Origin of the sequence: Streptomyces sp. NPDC002790, from assembly GCF_040295505.1 — a bacterium.
GTDB lineage: Bacteria > Actinomycetota > Actinomycetes > Streptomycetales > Streptomycetaceae > Streptomyces.
In genome coordinates this window covers 15368-30500 of the sequence record NZ_JBEOVM010000028.1, presented here as the reverse complement: position 1 = coordinate 30500, position 15133 = coordinate 15368, and the positions used below count along the sequence as shown (strand labels likewise).

General features: G+C 70.4%; 17 protein-coding genes. 9 read left to right on the top strand and 8 right to left on the bottom strand.

Going from position 1 to position 15133, the window contains the following annotated elements:
* The first annotated feature begins 116 nt into the window (after positions 1-116).
* A complete protein-coding gene (gene moaA / locus ABT004_RS15750) occupies positions 117-1106 on the top strand; it encodes a GTP 3',8-cyclase MoaA (RefSeq protein WP_351336450.1) in 990 nt (329 codons plus the stop codon).
* Between the two features lie 4 nt (positions 1107-1110).
* Here moaA and ABT004_RS15745 read toward each other — a convergent pair whose 3' ends face one another.
* Together ABT004_RS15745 and ABT004_RS15740 are read right to left on the bottom strand one after the other, a co-directional pair.
* Positions 1111-1359: a hypothetical protein gene (locus ABT004_RS15745; RefSeq protein ID WP_351336448.1), complete on the bottom strand. Its 249-nt coding sequence runs from the start codon at positions 1357-1359 to the stop codon at positions 1111-1113.
* A gap of 205 nt (positions 1360-1564) precedes the next feature.
* Positions 1565-1915: a DUF3099 domain-containing protein gene (locus ABT004_RS15740; RefSeq protein ID WP_351336445.1), complete on the bottom strand. Its 351-nt coding sequence runs from the start codon at positions 1913-1915 to the stop codon at positions 1565-1567.
* A 226-nt stretch (positions 1916-2141) separates the two neighbouring features.
* Here ABT004_RS15740 and ABT004_RS15735 point away from each other — a divergent pair, with 226 nt between their 5' ends.
* Positions 2142-2417: a GlsB/YeaQ/YmgE family stress response membrane protein gene (locus ABT004_RS15735; protein WP_351336442.1), complete on the top strand. Its 276-nt coding sequence runs from the start codon at positions 2142-2144 to the stop codon at positions 2415-2417.
* A gap of 81 nt (positions 2418-2498) precedes the next feature.
* Here ABT004_RS15735 and tyrS read toward each other — a convergent pair whose 3' ends face one another.
* The 3 genes from tyrS to ABT004_RS15720 form a co-directional block, all read right to left on the bottom strand.
* The gene (tyrS, locus tag ABT004_RS15730; protein ID WP_351336439.1) at positions 2499-3773 is read right to left on the bottom strand and encodes a tyrosine--tRNA ligase; all 1275 of its coding nucleotides are present in this window, start codon (positions 3771-3773) and stop codon (positions 2499-2501) included.
* 102 nt (positions 3774-3875) lie between these two features.
* Positions 3876-5270: a metallopeptidase TldD-related protein gene (locus ABT004_RS15725; RefSeq protein ID WP_351336437.1), complete on the bottom strand. Its 1395-nt coding sequence runs from the start codon at positions 5268-5270 to the stop codon at positions 3876-3878.
* Positions 5267-6790: a TldD/PmbA family protein gene (locus ABT004_RS15720; RefSeq protein WP_351336435.1), complete on the bottom strand. Its 1524-nt coding sequence runs from the start codon at positions 6788-6790 to the stop codon at positions 5267-5269. Before ABT004_RS15720 ends, ABT004_RS15725 begins: the two co-directional genes overlap by 4 nt.
* Positions 6791-6998: 208 nt before the next feature.
* Here ABT004_RS15720 and fabG point away from each other — a divergent pair, with 208 nt between their 5' ends.
* The 3 genes from fabG (at position 6999) to ABT004_RS15705 (ending at position 8966) form a co-directional block, all read left to right on the top strand.
* Complete coding sequence (gene fabG / locus ABT004_RS15715; RefSeq protein ID WP_351336432.1) at positions 6999-7718, top strand: 3-oxoacyl-[acyl-carrier-protein] reductase; 720 nt, start codon at positions 6999-7001, stop codon at positions 7716-7718.
* A gap of 5 nt (positions 7719-7723) precedes the next feature.
* Positions 7724-8509: an enoyl-ACP reductase FabI gene (gene fabI / locus ABT004_RS15710; RefSeq protein WP_351336430.1), complete on the top strand. Its 786-nt coding sequence runs from the start codon at positions 7724-7726 to the stop codon at positions 8507-8509.
* A gap of 82 nt (positions 8510-8591) precedes the next feature.
* The gene (locus ABT004_RS15705; RefSeq protein ID WP_351336428.1) at positions 8592-8966 is read left to right on the top strand and encodes a hypothetical protein; all 375 of its coding nucleotides are present in this window, start codon (positions 8592-8594) and stop codon (positions 8964-8966) included.
* On the opposite strand, the gene ABT004_RS15700 is transcribed toward ABT004_RS15705, so the two are convergent.
* A complete protein-coding gene (locus tag ABT004_RS15700; RefSeq protein ID WP_351336426.1) occupies positions 8941-9636 on the bottom strand; it encodes a FadR/GntR family transcriptional regulator in 696 nt (231 codons plus the stop codon). The genes ABT004_RS15705 and ABT004_RS15700 overlap by 26 nt on opposite strands.
* 90 nt (positions 9637-9726) lie before the next feature.
* Between ABT004_RS15700 and ABT004_RS15695 the strand changes: the two genes are divergently transcribed.
* The 4 genes from ABT004_RS15695 (at position 9727) to ABT004_RS15680 (ending at position 12184) form a co-directional block, all read left to right on the top strand.
* A complete protein-coding gene (locus ABT004_RS15695; RefSeq protein WP_451189420.1) occupies positions 9727-11022 on the top strand; it encodes a CynX/NimT family MFS transporter in 1296 nt (431 codons plus the stop codon).
* 75 nt (positions 11023-11097) lie between these two features.
* On the top strand, positions 11098-11208 hold the full coding sequence (locus tag ABT004_RS15690) for an SGM_5486 family transporter-associated protein (RefSeq protein WP_351336545.1): 111 nt from the start codon (positions 11098-11100) through the stop codon (positions 11206-11208).
* Positions 11209-11374: 166 nt separating this feature from the next.
* Positions 11375-11581, top strand: a complete 207-nt coding sequence (locus ABT004_RS15685) for a hypothetical protein (protein ID WP_351336423.1) — start codon at positions 11375-11377, stop codon at positions 11579-11581.
* An 84-nt stretch (positions 11582-11665) separates the two neighbouring features.
* The gene (locus ABT004_RS15680; protein ID WP_351336421.1) at positions 11666-12184 is read left to right on the top strand and encodes a SixA phosphatase family protein; all 519 of its coding nucleotides are present in this window, start codon (positions 11666-11668) and stop codon (positions 12182-12184) included.
* Between the two features lie 94 nt (positions 12185-12278).
* Here ABT004_RS15680 and serB read toward each other — a convergent pair whose 3' ends face one another.
* Both serB and ABT004_RS15670 read right to left on the bottom strand, forming a co-directional pair.
* Positions 12279-13520, bottom strand: a complete 1242-nt coding sequence (gene serB, locus ABT004_RS15675) for a phosphoserine phosphatase SerB (RefSeq protein ID WP_351336418.1) — start codon at positions 13518-13520, stop codon at positions 12279-12281.
* A 124-nt stretch (positions 13521-13644) separates the two neighbouring features.
* Positions 13645-15129, bottom strand: a complete 1485-nt coding sequence (locus tag ABT004_RS15670; protein ID WP_451189416.1) for a streptophobe family protein — start codon at positions 15127-15129, stop codon at positions 13645-13647.
* Positions 15130-15133 lie beyond the last annotated feature (4 nt).

The following is a 15133-nucleotide window of genomic DNA, read 5'->3' as shown; positions in this document are numbered from 1 at the left end:
TAGGGATCTACGAGGCGGGGCACGGCACACTCGTCTGTTCGCAGGCCTGCCGCTGTCAGCGCCGTCACGTAGGCTCGGGATCAGTACGCAAGAACACGCTGAGGGAGGGGGCCCACGTGCTCATCGACACTTTCGGCCGAGTGGCAACCGACCTGCGGGTCTCGCTGACCGACAGGTGCAATCTGCGGTGTACGTACTGCATGCCCGAAGAGGGCCTGCAGTGGCTGGCCAAGCCCGATCTGCTCGACGACGACGAGATCGTCCGCCTCATCCGCATCGCGGTCACCGACCTCGGCATCACCGACGTCCGTTTCACCGGCGGCGAGCCCCTGCTCAGGCCCGGTCTGGTCGGCATCGTCGAGCGGGTCGCGGCCCTTGAGAACCGCCCGAAGATGTCCCTGACGACGAACGGGATCGGGTTGAAGCGCACGGCGCAGGCGCTCAAGGAGGCGGGCCTCGACCGGGTCAACGTCTCACTGGACACGCTCCGCCCCGATGTCTTCAAGACCCTCACCCGCCGCAGCCGGCACAAGGACGTCATCGAGGGCCTCGAAGCGGCGAGCGACGCGGGCCTGACGCCGGTGAAGGTCAACTCGGTCCTGATGCCGGGGCTGAACGAGGACGAGGCCCCCGACCTCCTCGCCTGGGCGGTCGAGCACGACTACGAGTTGCGCTTCATCGAGCAGATGCCGCTCGACGCCCAGCACGGCTGGAAGCGCGAGGGCATGATCACCGCGGGCGACATCCTCGCCTCGCTGCGTACGCGCTTCGAGCTCACCGAGGAAGAGGCCGGCGAGCGGGGCTCCGCGCCTGCCGAGCGGTGGATCGTGGACGGAGGGCCGCACCGGGTGGGCGTCATCGCCTCGGTGACCCGCCCGTTCTGCTCGGCCTGCGACCGCACGCGGCTCACGGCGGACGGCCAGGTCCGCACCTGCTTGTTCGCCACGGAGGAGACGGATCTGCGGGCGGCCCTGCGCTCCGACATGCCGGACGAGGAGCTGGCCGCCATATGGAAGCGCGCCATGTGGGGCAAGAAGGCGGGCTCGGGGCTCGACGACCCGTCGTTCCTGCAGCCGGACCGCCCGATGTCGGCGATCGGCGGCTGAGGCCTCAGCCCTCGGAGGCCTCGGGGTCGTCCCACTCCGCCAGCGCCACGACATCCTTCAGGAAGCCGCGTACGCCAAGGAACTTGGCCAGGTGCTCGCGGTGCTCGTCGCACGCCAGCCACGTCTTGCGGCGCTCCGGAGTGTGCAGCTTCGGGTTGTTCCACGCGAGCACCCACACCGCGTCGGCGCGACAGCCCTTGGCCGAGCACTGGGGAGTTTCGGGTGACGGTCCGGAGAGGTTCGCGAGGTTCACGCGTCAACCTTAAACGCCCCGGAAATGGCGACGCCGAGCAGCCACGGGGGGAGCTGCCCGGCGTCGGTCCGTCGCTCCGACGGGGGATGCGGAGCGCTCACGCAGTATGTCACGCGGGACCCGCCGCCCGGCACCGGAACAACATGATTGATCTGAGCTTTTCTTGAGCTTTGTCGACCGATTGTGCGCCGGCGTGAACCCGCGCTCAGGCCCGGTCTTCCGGGGCGGATTCCGTGGGATCGGCGGACGGCACCGGCGAGATCATGGGGCGCGAGGGCGCGGGCACGAAGGTCGACGGAAGCCCGGGGGCGTTCTCCCGGCCCGCGTTGGCGAAGACCACGGCGACGTAGGGCAGGAGTACGCCGAGCACCAGCGTCACGATGGCGACGTGCCGTTCCACGTTCCACAGCACTGCGGTGAGAATCACGGAAACGGTGCGGACGGACATCGAGATGATGTAGCGACGCTGTCGGCCGCGGACATCGTCGGCCAGCCCTTGCCGGGCTCCCGTGATCCGGAAAACCTCTGCTCCGCCGTTGTCCTTGCGCTTCCGCATCACGCTCCACCACCCGCCAGCTCGCCGGACTCTCCCCGGACCGGACTGCGTCCACGGTACGCCCGGTATGCGTCGCCTACGAGACCGGGGGCGGGCCCGCCCCGGGAGAGCTGCCTGCGACATACCACGTACGGAGCCGTCCGACATGCGCCGTATGGCGTACGCGGTGAGACTGATCGCGCGGGGTGACCGTTCGGCGTCCCGCACCGCGCGAGGAGGCGACGACATGAGCTGGTTGTGGGCGATCATCGTGGGCTTGGTGCTTGGCCTGATCGCGAAGGCGATCCTGCCCGGCAAGCAGCAGATCCCGCTGTGGCTGACAGTGGTCTTCGGCATCATCGGCAGCGTCCTGGGCAACTGGGCGGCCACGGGGCTGGGCGTCAACGACACCAAGGGCATCGACTGGATCCGCCACCTGCTGCAACTGATCGGAGCGGTGGTCGTGGTCGGCGTGGGCGACCGGGTGTGGGTGGCGCTGCGCGGAAACAAGAGCAAGGCCTAGACGATGTGCGAGTGTCCCGCACCCCGGAAAGGGTGCGGGACACTCGCACATCGTGCTCGGGCCTGAACCGAACGACGGGCCCTACGCGCCCTTGACCTCCACGGCTGCCAGGTTCTTCTTGCCGCGCCGCAGCACCAGCCACCGCCCGTGCAGCAGCTCGTCCGCGCCCGGCACGAAGTCCTCGGCGGCGACCTTGACGTTGTTCACGTACGCGCCGCCCTCCTTCACGGTGCGGCGCGCGGCCGACTTGCTGGCGACGAGGCCGACCTCGGCGAACAGGTCGACGACCGGGCCGAGCTCGGCGACCTCGGCCTTCGGCAGCTCGGAGAGCGCCGCGGCGAGCGTCGCCTCGTCCAGGTCCGCCAGGTTTCCGTCGCCCTGACCGAACAGCGCCTTCGACGCGGAGATCACGGCGGCCGTCTGGTCGGCGCCGTGCACCAGCGTCGTCAGCTCCTCGGCCAGCGCGCGCTGCGCGGCACGGGCCTGCGGCCGCTCCTCCGTCTGCCGCTCCAACTCCTCCAGCTCCGCAGGGGACTTGAAGGACAGGATGCGCATGTACTTCGAGATGTCCCGGTCGTCCGTGTTCAGCCAGAACTGGTAGAACGCGTACGGTGTCGTCATCTGCGGGTCGAGCCAGATGGCACCGCCCTCGGACTTGCCGAACTTGGTGCCGTCCGCCTTCACCATCAGCGGCGTCGCGAGGCAGTGCGCCACCGCGTCCGGCTCCAGGCGGTGGATCAGGTCGAGCCCCGCCGTGAGGTTGCCCCACTGGTCGGAGCCGCCCTGCTGGAGCGTGCACCCGTAGCGGCGGTACAGCTCCAGGAAGTCCATGCCCTGGAGGAGCTGGTAACTGAACTCCGTGTAGCTGATGCCCTCTTGGGACTCCAGGCGGCGGGCCACGGAGTCCTTCGTCAGCATCTTGTTGACCCGGAAGTGCTTGCCGATGTCGCGCAGGAACTCGATCGCGGACATCCCGGCGGTCCAGTCCAGGTTGTTCACCATCGTCGCCGCGTTCTCACCCTCGAAGTCGAGGAACGGCTCGATCTGCGAGCGCAGCCGGGAGACCCAGAGCGCGATCGTCTCCGGATCGTTCAGCGTGCGCTCCGCCGTCGGGCGCGGGTCGCCGATCTGGCCCGTGGCCCCGCCGACCAGGGCGAGCGGGCGCAGGCCCGCCTGCTGGAGCCGGCGCATGGTGAGGACCTGCACCAGGTGCCCGACGTGCAGGGAGGCCGCGGTCGGGTCGAAGCCGCAATAGAACGTGACCGGACCGTCCGCGAGCGCCTTGCGCAGTGCGTCCTCGTCAGTGGACTGGGCCCACAGGCCACGCCACTTCAGCTCGTCGACGATGTCGGTCACGGTTCTGGGTCTCCTCGAACAGGTGGAACAGAGGTCTGCTGGAACCCTGCCAGTCTATGGGCGGCCACCGACATCGCCGTACCGAGTTGTTCTGCGTGGGCCTCAGACGCCCTGGCTGACCGAGCTCATGTTGAAGTCCGGCACCCGCAGCGCGGGCATCGCGGCCCGAGTGAACCAGTCGCCCCACTCCCTCGGCAGCGTCTTCTCCGTCCGCCCCGCCTCCGTGGCCCGGCCGAGCAGGCCGACCGGCGACTCGTTGAACCGGAAGTTGTTCACTTCGCCCACGACCTCGCCGTTCTCCACGAGGTACACGCCGTCGCGGGTGAGCCCTGTGAGCAGCAGCGTCGCCGGGTCGACCTCCCGGATGTACCAGAGGCAGGTGAGCAGCAGCCCGCGACCGGTGCCCGCGACCATCTCGTCGAGGGACTTCGTGCCGCCGCCGTCGAGGATCAGGTTGTCGATCGCCGGGGCGACGGGCTGCCCGGTGAGCGCGGCGCTGTGCCGGGTCGTCGTGAGGTGCTTGAGCTCGCCCTCGGAGATCCAGTCCGTGGCGCCGACCGGCAGCCCGTTGTCGAACACCGACGACGCGTCACTGGAGGCGTGCGCGAGGACGAACGGCGCCGATTCGAGCCCCGGCTCGTGCGGATCGCTGCGCAGGGTCAGCGGCAGCTCGCTGAGCCGCTCGCCCAGCCGTGTACCGCCGCCAGGCTTGGAGAACACGGTGCGGCCCTCGGTCGCGTCCCGCGCCCCCGCCGACCACATCTGGTAGATCAGCAGGTCCGCCACTGCGGTCGGCGGCAGCAGCGTCTCGTAGCGGCCTGCCGGCAGGTCGATACGCCGCTCGGCCCACCTGAGCCGGGTGGCGAGCTCCGCGTCCATCGCCGCCGGATCGACGTCCTTGAAGTCCCGCGTGGAGCGCCCCGCCCACGCGGACCGCTTGCGTCCGTGCGACTTGGCGTTCAGCTCAAGGGTCCCGTTCGGCTGGTCGTGACGCAGCCGCAGCCCCGCCGACGTACCGAGGTAGCTGCTGGTCAGCTCGTGGTTGGCGAACCCGTACAGCTCGCGGCCGCCCGCCCTGGCCCGCGCGAACGCCTCGCCGAGCGCCGGCGCGAAGTCCACGAAGACGGCGGACGAGGTCTCGGCGGGCGCGTCCGTGAAGCCGGGGGAGTGCGCCACGTCGCCGACCAGCGGCTGCGCGTCCTCGGCGGGCCCGGCCTTGGCGGCGGCCTCCTCGGCGGCGCGGACCAGCGGCTCCAGGTCGTCCGCGGTCACCGCCGACCGGGACACGACACCGGACGCCGTGCCCTCCTTGCCGTCGACCGTCGCGACGACGGTGAGCGTGCGCCCGCGCGTGACGCCGTTCGTGGTGAGCGCGTTGCCCGCCCAGCGCAGATTGGCGGTGGACGTCTCGTCGGCGATGACCACACAGCCGTCGGCCCGCGACAGTTCGAGTGCGCGCTCGACGATCTCGTACGGCTTGCTGCTACGCGGGCTCATCGACCGGCCTCCTGCGTCGTATTGAGGATGTTGACGCCCTTGAAGAGCGCGCTCGGGCAGCCGTGCGAAACGGAGGCGACCTGGCCCGGCTGGGCCTTGCCGCAGTTGAAGGCGCCGCCGAGGACGTACGTCTGCGGGCCGCCGACCGCCGCCATGGAACCCCAGAAGTCGGTCGTCGTCGCCTGGTACGCGAAGTCCCGCACCTGCCCGGCGAGCTTCCCGCCCCGGATCGCGTACGCGCGCTGCGCCGTGAACTGGAAGTTGTAGCGCTGCATGTCGATGGACCACGACCGGTCACCCACCAGGTAGAGGCCGCGCTCCACCCCCGAGATCAGGTCCTCCGTCGCGAGCCCGCCCGGATCCGGTTGCAGCGACACATTCGCCATCCGCTGCACGGGCACGTGCTCGGGGGAGTCCGCGTACGCGCAGCCGTTGGAACGCTCGAAGCCGGTCAACTTGGCGATGCGCCGGTCGAGTTGATAGCCGGCGAGGATCCCGTCCTTCACCAGGTCCCAGGACTGCCCGGCCACACCCTCGTCGTCGTACCCGATGGTGGCGAGCCCGTGCTCGGCCGTCCGGTCGCCGGTCACGTTCATGAGCTCGGAGCCGTACTTGAGCTTCCCCAACTGGTCGAAGGTGGCGAAGGAAGTGCCCGCGTACGCCGCTTCGTAGCCGAGCGCACGGTCCAGCTCGGTCGCGTGCCCGATCGACTCGTGGATGGTCAGCCAGAGGTTGGACGGGTCCACGACCAGGTCGTACGCGCCCGCCCTGACGCTCGGTGCGCGCATCTTCTCGGCGAGCAGCTCGGGGATCTCGGCGAGCTCCCGGCCCCAGTCCCAGCCGGTCCCCGTGAGGTACTCCCAGCCGCGCCCCACTGGCGGCGCGACGGTGCGCATGGAGTCGAACTCGCCGCTGGAGTCGTCCACGGCGACCGCGGTCAGCTCCGGGTGCAGCCGCACGCGCTGCTGGGTCGTGACGGTCCCCGCCGTGTCCGCGTAGAACTTGTTCTCATGGACGCAGTACAGCGAGGCGTCCACGTGGGACACCCCGTCCGCCGAGAGCAGCCGCGCGCTCCAGTCGGCGAGCAGTCCGGCCCGCTCCTCCTCCGGCACGGTGAAGGGATCGATCTCGTACGAGGAGACCCAGGTCTTGTCGGCGTGCACGGGCTCGGACACCAGCTCCACCCGCTCGTCGGACCCCGCCGCCTTGATCACCTGCGCGCTCAGCTTCGCCATCGCGACGGCCTGCGAGGCCACCCGCGCCGCGCCGTCCATCGTCAGATCGACACCGGAGGCGAACCCCCAGGTCCCGCCGTGCACCACACGGACCGCATACCCCAGGTCCGTGCTGTCGGAGGACCCCGACGGCCTGGCGTCCCGTAGCCGCACGGAAGCGCCGCGGATCCGTTCCAGACGGAAGTCCGCGTGCTCGGCTCCCAACGCGCGTGCGCGCGCGAGAGCGGCGTCGGCGAGTGCCCTCAAGGGCAGTGCGAGGAACGACTGATCGATCTCATGGGCCATGGGCGGCTTCCCCTTCTGTCGAGTCTTCCTGGCGCGTCTTCTGTCACAGCACGGGCGGCACAGTGCGTGTGAGTGAACCACGACACGTGCTGTCTGTGAGAACCCCACAGACAGCACCCCTTCGCCCTGTCGTCCCCGGATTCGGCACCCGGTGCCGCGGCCGGATAGGTTCAGGACGTACCTGACCGCCGAACGAAAGGGTGATCCGTTGAGCCGCTCGGTTCTCGTCACCGGGGGAAACCGGGGCATCGGCCTCGCCATCGCCCGCGCCTTCCTGGAGCAGGGCGACAAGGTGGCCTTCACCTACCGCTCCGGAGAGCCCCCCAAGGAGCTCGTCGACGCCGGCGCCCTCGGCGTCCACTGCGACATCACGGACTCCCAGCAGGTGGACGCCGCCTACAAGGAGATCGAGGAGAAGCACGGCAACGTCGAGGTCCTCGTCGCCAACGCGGGCGTCACGAAGGACCAGCTCCTCATGCGGATGTCCGAGGAGGACTTCACGTCCGTCCTCGACACCAACCTCACCGGCACCTTCCGTGTCGTGAAGCGCGCCAACCGCGGCATGCTGCGCGCCAAGAAGGGCCGCGTCGTGCTGATCTCCTCCGTCGTCGGCCTGCTCGGCTCGGCGGGGCAGGCGAACTACGCCGCTTCGAAGGCGGGTCTGGTCGGTTTCGCGCGCTCGCTCGCCCGTGAGCTCGGTTCGCGCAACATCACCTTCAACGTCGTCGCCCCCGGTTTCGTGGACACCGACATGACCCAGGCGCTCACCGACGAGCAGCGCAAGGGCATCGTGTCGCAGGTGCCGCTCGGCCGGTACGCGCAGGTCGAGGAGATCGCCGGAGTGGTGAAGTTCCTGACCTCCGACGACGCCGCGTACATCACTGGAGCCGTCATCCCGGTTGACGGCGGACTGGGAATGGGTCACTGAACACGATGACGAACACGGCTGGAATCCTCGAGGGCAAGAAGATCCTCATCACCGGTGTGCTGATGGAGTCCTCCATCGCCTTCCACACCGCGAAGCTGGCCCAGGAGCAGGGTGCGGAGATCATCCTCACCGCCTGGCCGCGGCCGACGCTCACCGAGCGCATCGCCAAGAAGCTGCCCCACCCGGAGAAGGTCAAGGTCCTTGAGCTCGACGTCTCCAACGACGAGCACCTCGCCCGCCTTGAGGGCCAGGTCCGTGAGCAGCTCGGTGACCGGCTCGACGGTGTCGTGCACTCCATCGGCTTCGCGCCGCAGGACGCCCTCGGCGGGAACTTCCTGAACACGCCGTTCGAGTCCGTCTCCACGGCCATGCACGTCTCCGCCTTCTCGCTGAAGTCGCTGACGATGGCGCTGCTGCCGCTGATGACCGAGGGCGGTTCCGTCGTGGGTCTGACCTTCGACGCGCAGTTCGCCTGGCCGCAGTACGACTGGATGGGCCCGGCCAAGGCCGCCCTGGAGGCGACGAACCGCTACATGGCGCGTTACCTGGGCGAGCACGACGTCCGCAGCAACCTGGTCTCGGCGGGCCCGCTCGGCTCCATGGCCGCCAAGTCCATCCCCGGCTTCAGCGACCTGGCCGCCGTGTGGGACTCGCGCTCCCCGCTGGAGTGGAAGCTGGACGACCCGGAGCCCGCCGGCAAGGCCATCGTCGCGCTGCTCTCGGACTGGTTCCCGAAGACGACGGGCGAGATCGTGCACGTCGACGGCGGTCTGCACGCCATCGGCGCCTGACAGCTCCTGGCTCACTCGTTCGGCCCACCGGCCGGGCGGGCCGTAGGGACCTCCACGCACGCTGGTGCGAGGAGGTCCCTACGTGCGTCTGCACCCCCGTTTCACCGCCGCCGTCGTCGTCCTGTTGCTCTCGCTGCCGTACGTCGCCGCGTGCGCGCCGGCGCAGGGGGCGACAGCCGAAAAGGGCGGCCACGCGCGCGTGGCCGACAAGAAGCGGGAGCTTTCCGGCGCCGCGTGCCGGATCGACATCGACCGGGATCTCGTGAGCGCGATCTGCCACAACCCGTACCCGACGATCGACCGCGTCGCCCTGCACATCGAGTGCGCGAAGTGGTGGGACATCGACACGGACTCCCGCCCGAAGGCGGTCTTCCCGGCCGGGACGCTACGGATGGACGGCCGGTGCTGGAAGAACGTGCGGACCGCGTGGGTCAGTCACCACAAGCCCGCGAAGTGAGCCGACCGGGGCGGCAGTCGAACGGATAGCGCGCGGCTTCCTTGGCCGCGGCCTCGGCATCGCCCACCCGGATCGCGTCGACGAGCGTGGTGTGGTCCATGTGGTTCTCCGCGGTGAGCCGCTCGCCGACGTCCTCGCGCAGCCAGTCCCGCATGACCTCGCCGAGGTCCGCGTACATCGCCGTCAGCACCTCGTTGTGGGACGCGGCCACCACGGCCAGGTGGAACGTCGCGTCCGCCGACACGAACGCCTCCGTGTCCCCGGACGACCAGGCCTCCTCGCGCCGCACGAGCAGCGCGTCGAGCTGCTTCAGGTCGCGCTCGGTGCGCCGCTCCGCCGCGAACTTCGCCGCGCTCGACTCCAGCGTGGCGCGCAGCTCGGCGATGTCCTGCGGGGCGGCCTCGGCGAACCGCCGCTGCATGACGCCCGCCAGCTCACTCGTCGCCACGACGTACGTGCCCGAGCCCTGCCGGATGTCCAACAGGCCGTTGTGCGCCAGGGCGCGCACCGCCTCCCGCACCGTGTTCCTGGCCACACCCAGCTGTTCCACGAGCTCGGGCTCCGTCGGGATGCGGGAGCCCACCGGCCACTCGCCCGCGGAGATCTGGGCGCGCAGGGCGGAGATGACCTGCTCGGACAGGGCCGAGCGCTGGGGCGAGGTCAGCGGCATGACATTCCTTCGTGCGGAGTCGTGCGGGCGGTGTCGTACCGTAGCGAATCGATTGGACAACCAATCATCCCATGATTCTAAGATGGCCTCATGGCTAGTGAGGAAACCCCGACGATGGCACCACCGAGCGCCGACCCCGAGACCCCCCTGCGGACCGAGAACCCCGCCCCGCGCGCGTGGGTGGTCCGGCTGGTCATGGTTGGCATCGTGCTCGCCGCGGTGAACCTGCGGCCCGCCATCACCAGCCTCGGCGCCCTCCTCGAAGAGGTCCGCGACGGGCTCGGGATGAGCGGCAGCGTCGCCGGTCTCCTCACCTCCGTACCGCCGCTCTGCTTCGCCGTCTTCGGCGTGATGGCACCCCGGCTCGCCAAGCGCTTCGGCCCGAGCGCCGTCGTCTGCGCCGGCATGTTCGCCATCGCCGCGGGCCTCGTCATCCGCCCGTTCACCGGCGGCACTCCGGGCTTCCTCGTGGCCAGCGCGCTCGCCCTGATGGGCATCGCCGTCAGCAACGTGCTGATGCCGGTCATCGTCAAGCGCTGGTTCCCCGACAAGGTCGGCACCATGACCGGCCTGTACTCGATGGCCCTCGCGCTCGGCACCTCCACCGCGGCCGCCGCGACGGTGCCGGTGACCTCGGCACTCGGCGGGAGCTGGCAGGCCGGGCTCGCGGTGTGGACGGTGCTCGCCGTCGCGGCGGCCCTGGCCTGGCTGCCGCTCGTGGGCAAGAAGGACACGGCCACCCTGGCGGCAGCCGCCTCGCCCGCCGCCGAGTCCGTGGCGGCCTCCGAAGGCAGCGGTCTGCGCATCGCCCGCAGCCGTACCGCCTGGGCGCTCGCCGTCTTCTTCGGGCTCCAGGCCACGGCCGCGTACATCACGATGGGGTGGATGGCGCAGATCTTCCGCGACTCGGGGGTCTCCGCCTCGACCGCGGGTCTGCTGCTCGCCGTCACCATGGCGATGGGTATCCCGCTCGGCTTCGTCATCCCGAGGATGGCCGCCCGGCTGCCCAGCCAGGGGCCGATGGTGATCGCCCTCGGCATCTGCGGTCTCGCCGGTTACGCGGGCCTGTACTTCGCCCCGGCCTCCGGCGCCTGGGTGTGGGCGGTGCTGCTCGGCATCTCCAACTGTGCCTTCCCGCTGGCGCTCACCATGGTCGGAATGCGCGCCCGCACGGGCGCGGGTGTCGCCAAGCTGTCAGCCTTCGCGCAGTCCACCGGCTACCTGATCTCGATCCCCGGACCGCTGCTCGTCGGCGTCCTCTACCAGCACAGCGGGGGCTGGGGCGCACCGATCGCGCTCATGGCCGCGCTGATGGTGCCGCAGATCGTGGTCGGCGTCTTCGCGGGCCGTCGCCGCACCGTCGAGGACGAGGCGGGCCAGGCCTGATCCGAACGACAGGCCCAAGGCGGCCCCGGCATCCTGAGCGGCGGGGACAGGTGCGACACTTGGCGCATGTCGCCTGTGCTCGAGCCGAATCCCCAGAACGGCCAGAAGAAGCTGCTGCTCGTGCTCGGCACGATGCTGGCCATCACGGTCGTCGTCGGCATCATCGCGTCCATCGCAGCGCCCTGACGCCATGGTGGGGCTTTCCCCACCATCCCCTAGGGGGACAGTGTCAGGGTGAAGTGGGTGGATCACCGGATGGGCCCGAGGTCCCCGGTTCCGTACCTTCGAAGTGTCGCCGAGATCGTCGGCACACCGGACGAAGCGCATACGGAACACGGACCTCGGAGGCACCATGTCGGCCCCCACGCACTCCCGGCCCCGCGAGGCAGCCCCGGGTCGCGTCGACATCCGGCTGCCGTGGTGGGCGATCGTGCTCCCGGCCGTGGCCTTCGTGGCGCTGCTCCTGCTGATCCTCAACCCGGCCGACGCCCAGGCCGTCGCGGGCGAACCGAGCCTGGTCCACATACTTGGGCGCGCCAAGGACCTGGTGCTCCGCTAGCGAATCCGTGCGTCGTTCACTCGTGCCGGGCGACCCCGCCAACTCCCTGCGCCCGGCCGAGGGTTTCATGCGAAGCTGGGATGCATGAGCGTCGCAGAACCCCGCAGGATTGTCCTTTTCCGGCATGCCAAGGCGGACTGGCCGCAGGTCTCCGATCATGAGCGGCCGCTCGCCGAGCGGGGCCGCAGGGACGCCCCCGTCGCCGGCCGCAAGCTGGCCGACGCAGGCATCTCCTTCGACCTGGCCCTGTGCTCGACCGCCATGCGTACCCGAGAGACCTGGAAGCTCGCCGTGCAGGAGATGCCGGAGCGACCGAAGACCGTGTACGAGGAGCGGATCTACGAAGCGTCGCCCGGCGAACTGATCGCCGTGCTGAACGAGACCCCCGACGACGTGCACAACGCCGTGCTGATCGGCCACAACCCCGGCGTGCAGGCCCTCTCCGAGATCCTCGCCACGGACGCCGAGGGCGACGCCCGGCAGCGGCTGAACCGACGGGGCTTCCCGACCGCCGCGTTCTCCGTGCTCACATTCACCGGACCGTGGAAGAGCCTGGAGCCCGGCACCGCCACGCTCGCCGACTACTGGGCGCCGAGCGAGTAACCGTCACCGCCCGTCCGTCCGTCATACGCATACGTACGCCGTGGGGCCCGATACCGACGATCGGTACCGGGCCCCACGGCGTACGTATGACGTCCTACGCGCCCTGCGCGTCCGCGGCCTCGACCTCTTCGCGCGTGATGCCCAGCAGATACAGCACCGTGTCGAGGAACGGCACGTTCACCGCGGTGTGCGCGGCCTCGCGCACGACCGGCTTGGCGTTGAAGGCGACGCCGAGCCCCGCAGCGTTCAGCATGTCCAGGTCGTTCGCCCCGTCGCCGATCGCCACGGTCTGTTCGAGCGGCACCCCCGCCTCGGTGGCGAACCGCCGCAGCAGGCGCGCCTTGCCCGCGCGGTCCACGATCTCGCCCGTGACCCTGCCGGTCAGCTTGCCGTCGACGATCTCCAGGGTGTTCGCCTGCGCGAAGTCCAGCCCGAGGCGCTCCTTCAGATCGTCCGTGACCTGCGTGAACCCACCGGAGACCACGCCCACTTGGTAACCGAGACGCTTGAGCGTACGGATCAGCGTGCGCGCGCCCGACGTCAGCTGGACCTCGCTGCGCACCTTCTCCACGACCGAGGCGTCGAGGCCCGCGAGCAGCGCCACGCGCGCGTGCAGCGACTGCTCGAAGTCGAGCTCGCCGCGCATCGCCGCCGCCGTCACCTCGGCGACCTTGTCCTCGCAGCCCGCGTGCGCCGCGAACAGCTCGATCACCTCGTCCTGGATGAGCGTCGAGTCGACGTCCATCACGACGAGCCGCTGCGCCCTCCGGTGCAGCCCGGCCGAGACGACGGCCACGTCCACGCCCAGCCTTGCGGCCTCTATGGCGAGGACCGTGCGCAGCTCCTCCGTCGCGGTACCGGACACCGCGAACTCGACCGCCGTCACGGGGTACTTCGCGAGCCGGAAGATACGGTCGATGTTGCCGCCGGTGCCGGTGATGGAGGCCGCTATCGACGCGGTCGACTCGGCGGTGAGCGGGTGACCGAGGACGGTGACGTGGGAGCGGCCCGTGCCGCGCGGACGGTTGTCGCCGATGCCGGAGATGATCTCCGCCTGCATCTTCATCGACTCCGCCCAGCTGTGGACGGTCGACCGCAGGTCGCCTTCGAGCCCGGCCGGTGGCTGGGTGACCAGGGCGCACAGGACGATGCGGCCACGCGTGACGACCTGCTCGATGTCGACGACATCCACGGAGTAGGCGGCGAGGGTGTCGAAAAGCCCGGCGGTGATGCCGGGCCGGTCCTTGCCGAAGATCTTGACCAGAACAGTGGGGACGTCCACCGGAACGTCCACGGAAGGGGCATCAGCGGTGTGCTGGGGCTGCGAAGCGCTCATGATGCCCCCTACGTTATCGGTCCTTTGTACGCCCACCGCAATCAAGCCCCACCCCTCAAGCCCCGCCGGCGATTGAGGAGCGGGGTCCGGGGCAGAGCCCCGCGACCGCAACCCCGGCCGCCCCTCACGGTTCGTACGGCCGCAGATACGGATTCGTATCCGGATTGGCCGGCCGATAAGGCCGACTCGGCTGATACGGCCCGCTCGGCCCCGGCGGCCCCGCCGCCCCGTCGCCCGAGGGCGGCACGCCCCGAACCGCCCCACACACATACGCCAACACCGCCCCAACGACCCCCGCCCCGGCCCCCCACACCGCACCGAGCAGCACCGCCACCCCAACCTGCCCGTGCAACTCCACCCCCGCCCCGAACGCGTCGACCCCGAGGACCGAGAGCGACGCCCCCGCCGACACATCGGTGAGCCACACAAGGAGCGGCAGCGCGAGCGCCGTCACGCCCCCCAGCCGCACCGCGCACCGCCCCGCGAACCCCCAGACGCCCCCCGTCACGGGCGCTCGCACCGCCGCCAGCACCCCCGCGAGCAGCATCATCACGGCCACCCCGACGCCCAACAGCCACACCCTGCCGTCGAGTTCCGCGAGCCGCCCCAGCGTCACCGGCTCGTTCGCCGACGCCCCGAGCAGCTCGTCCAGCGGATCCGGCAGCAGCTTCGCGAGCTCACCCGTCGCCTTGCCGTCCCAGGGCACGAAGAGGCCGAGGGGGATGCCGAGCCACACCCCGTTGGGCGCCCCGAGCAGCGCGGCGCCCGCGATCCGCTTCGGATGGTCGTCGCCGATCATCGCGTACGCGGCCGCCGCCAGGCCCGCGACGACCGCCATCAGCAGTACCGCCACGAGCGCCGACGCGGCCGGGCGGACGGTCCGGTGCAGCGGGGCGAGCGCGCGCGGCAGCGGAGTGCGCCGGGACGCGAGCAGGGCGATCACCAGGACGCCCACCACGAACGCCGCGCCGCCGAGCAGTGAAGGAACCGTTTCCACGGTGAACCCGACGGAGGCCTTCGCGTCGACCAGATCGCCGACCTTGTCGGGCAGCAACCCGCCGATACCGCCCGGCAGTTTGTCCGAGATGCCCTCCGGCAGCCCGTTTTCGCCGCCCGTGATGTCGTCGAGCCCCAACTGCGAGCCGTCGATCGTGATGATGTCGTGACCGGCCCAGGCGAGGCCGCCCATCATCGCCACGAAGAGCGCCCCCACGGCGCCCACGCGCGCGAGGAGCTCCCTGGGCGACACCTCAACTCCCGCCGCCCGCAAGGAGCGTAGAAAGAACCAGCTCAGCGCGAGCGCCCCCACCAGGCCCACGCCGAGCGGCCAGATGTCGATCGAGGTGTCCGCCTGCGCGCCCTTGAGTCCGAAGGCCGAGACGTCCCCGGACGGCGTCACGCGCCCGCCCGCGCCGAGCGCCACCACCGCGGCCGTCATCGGCCCGAGTGAAGCGGCCGTGTCGGCGTCCAGCAAGTGCAGGCCGAGCGCCGCGACTCCGGCCATGGCGATGAACGCCCAGCTCACCGAGGCCACGGCGGACAGCAGGACATCGCCGACGGGCAGGCGCGCGCGCCGCTTCGCGCCGTGGCCACTCTCCGCCAAGGCCATCAAG

What these genes read in the sequence shown, in the direction of transcription:
- ABT004_RS15740 (WP_351336445.1), bottom strand. Translation starts at nt 1,915, where the DNA reads ATGCGGAAGCGCAAGGACAACGGCGGAGCAGAGGTTTTCCGGATCACG.
- ABT004_RS15735 (WP_351336442.1), top strand. Translation starts at nt 2,142, where the DNA reads ATGAGCTGGTTGTGGGCGATCATCGTGGGCTTGGTGCTTGGCCTGATC.
- ABT004_RS15725 (WP_351336437.1), bottom strand. Translation starts at nt 5,270, where the DNA reads ATGAGCCCGCGTAGCAGCAAGCCGTACGAGATCGTCGAGCGCGCACTC.
- ABT004_RS15720 (WP_351336435.1), bottom strand. Translation starts at nt 6,790, where the DNA reads ATGGCCCATGAGATCGATCAGTCGTTCCTCGCACTGCCCTTGAGGGCA.
- fabI (WP_351336430.1), top strand. Translation starts at nt 7,724, where the DNA reads ATGACGAACACGGCTGGAATCCTCGAGGGCAAGAAGATCCTCATCACC.
- ABT004_RS15700 (WP_351336426.1), bottom strand. Translation starts at nt 9,636, where the DNA reads ATGCCGCTGACCTCGCCCCAGCGCTCGGCCCTGTCCGAGCAGGTCATC.
- ABT004_RS15695 (WP_451189420.1), top strand. Translation starts at nt 9,727, where the DNA reads ATGGCTAGTGAGGAAACCCCGACGATGGCACCACCGAGCGCCGACCCC.
- ABT004_RS15685 (WP_351336423.1), top strand. Translation starts at nt 11,375, where the DNA reads ATGTCGGCCCCCACGCACTCCCGGCCCCGCGAGGCAGCCCCGGGTCGC.
- ABT004_RS15680 (WP_351336421.1), top strand. Translation starts at nt 11,666, where the DNA reads ATGAGCGTCGCAGAACCCCGCAGGATTGTCCTTTTCCGGCATGCCAAG.
- serB (WP_351336418.1), bottom strand. Translation starts at nt 13,520, where the DNA reads ATGAGCGCTTCGCAGCCCCAGCACACCGCTGATGCCCCTTCCGTGGAC.
- ABT004_RS15670 (WP_451189416.1), bottom strand. Translation starts at nt 15,129, where the DNA reads ATGGCCTTGGCGGAGAGTGGCCACGGCGCGAAGCGGCGCGCGCGCCTG.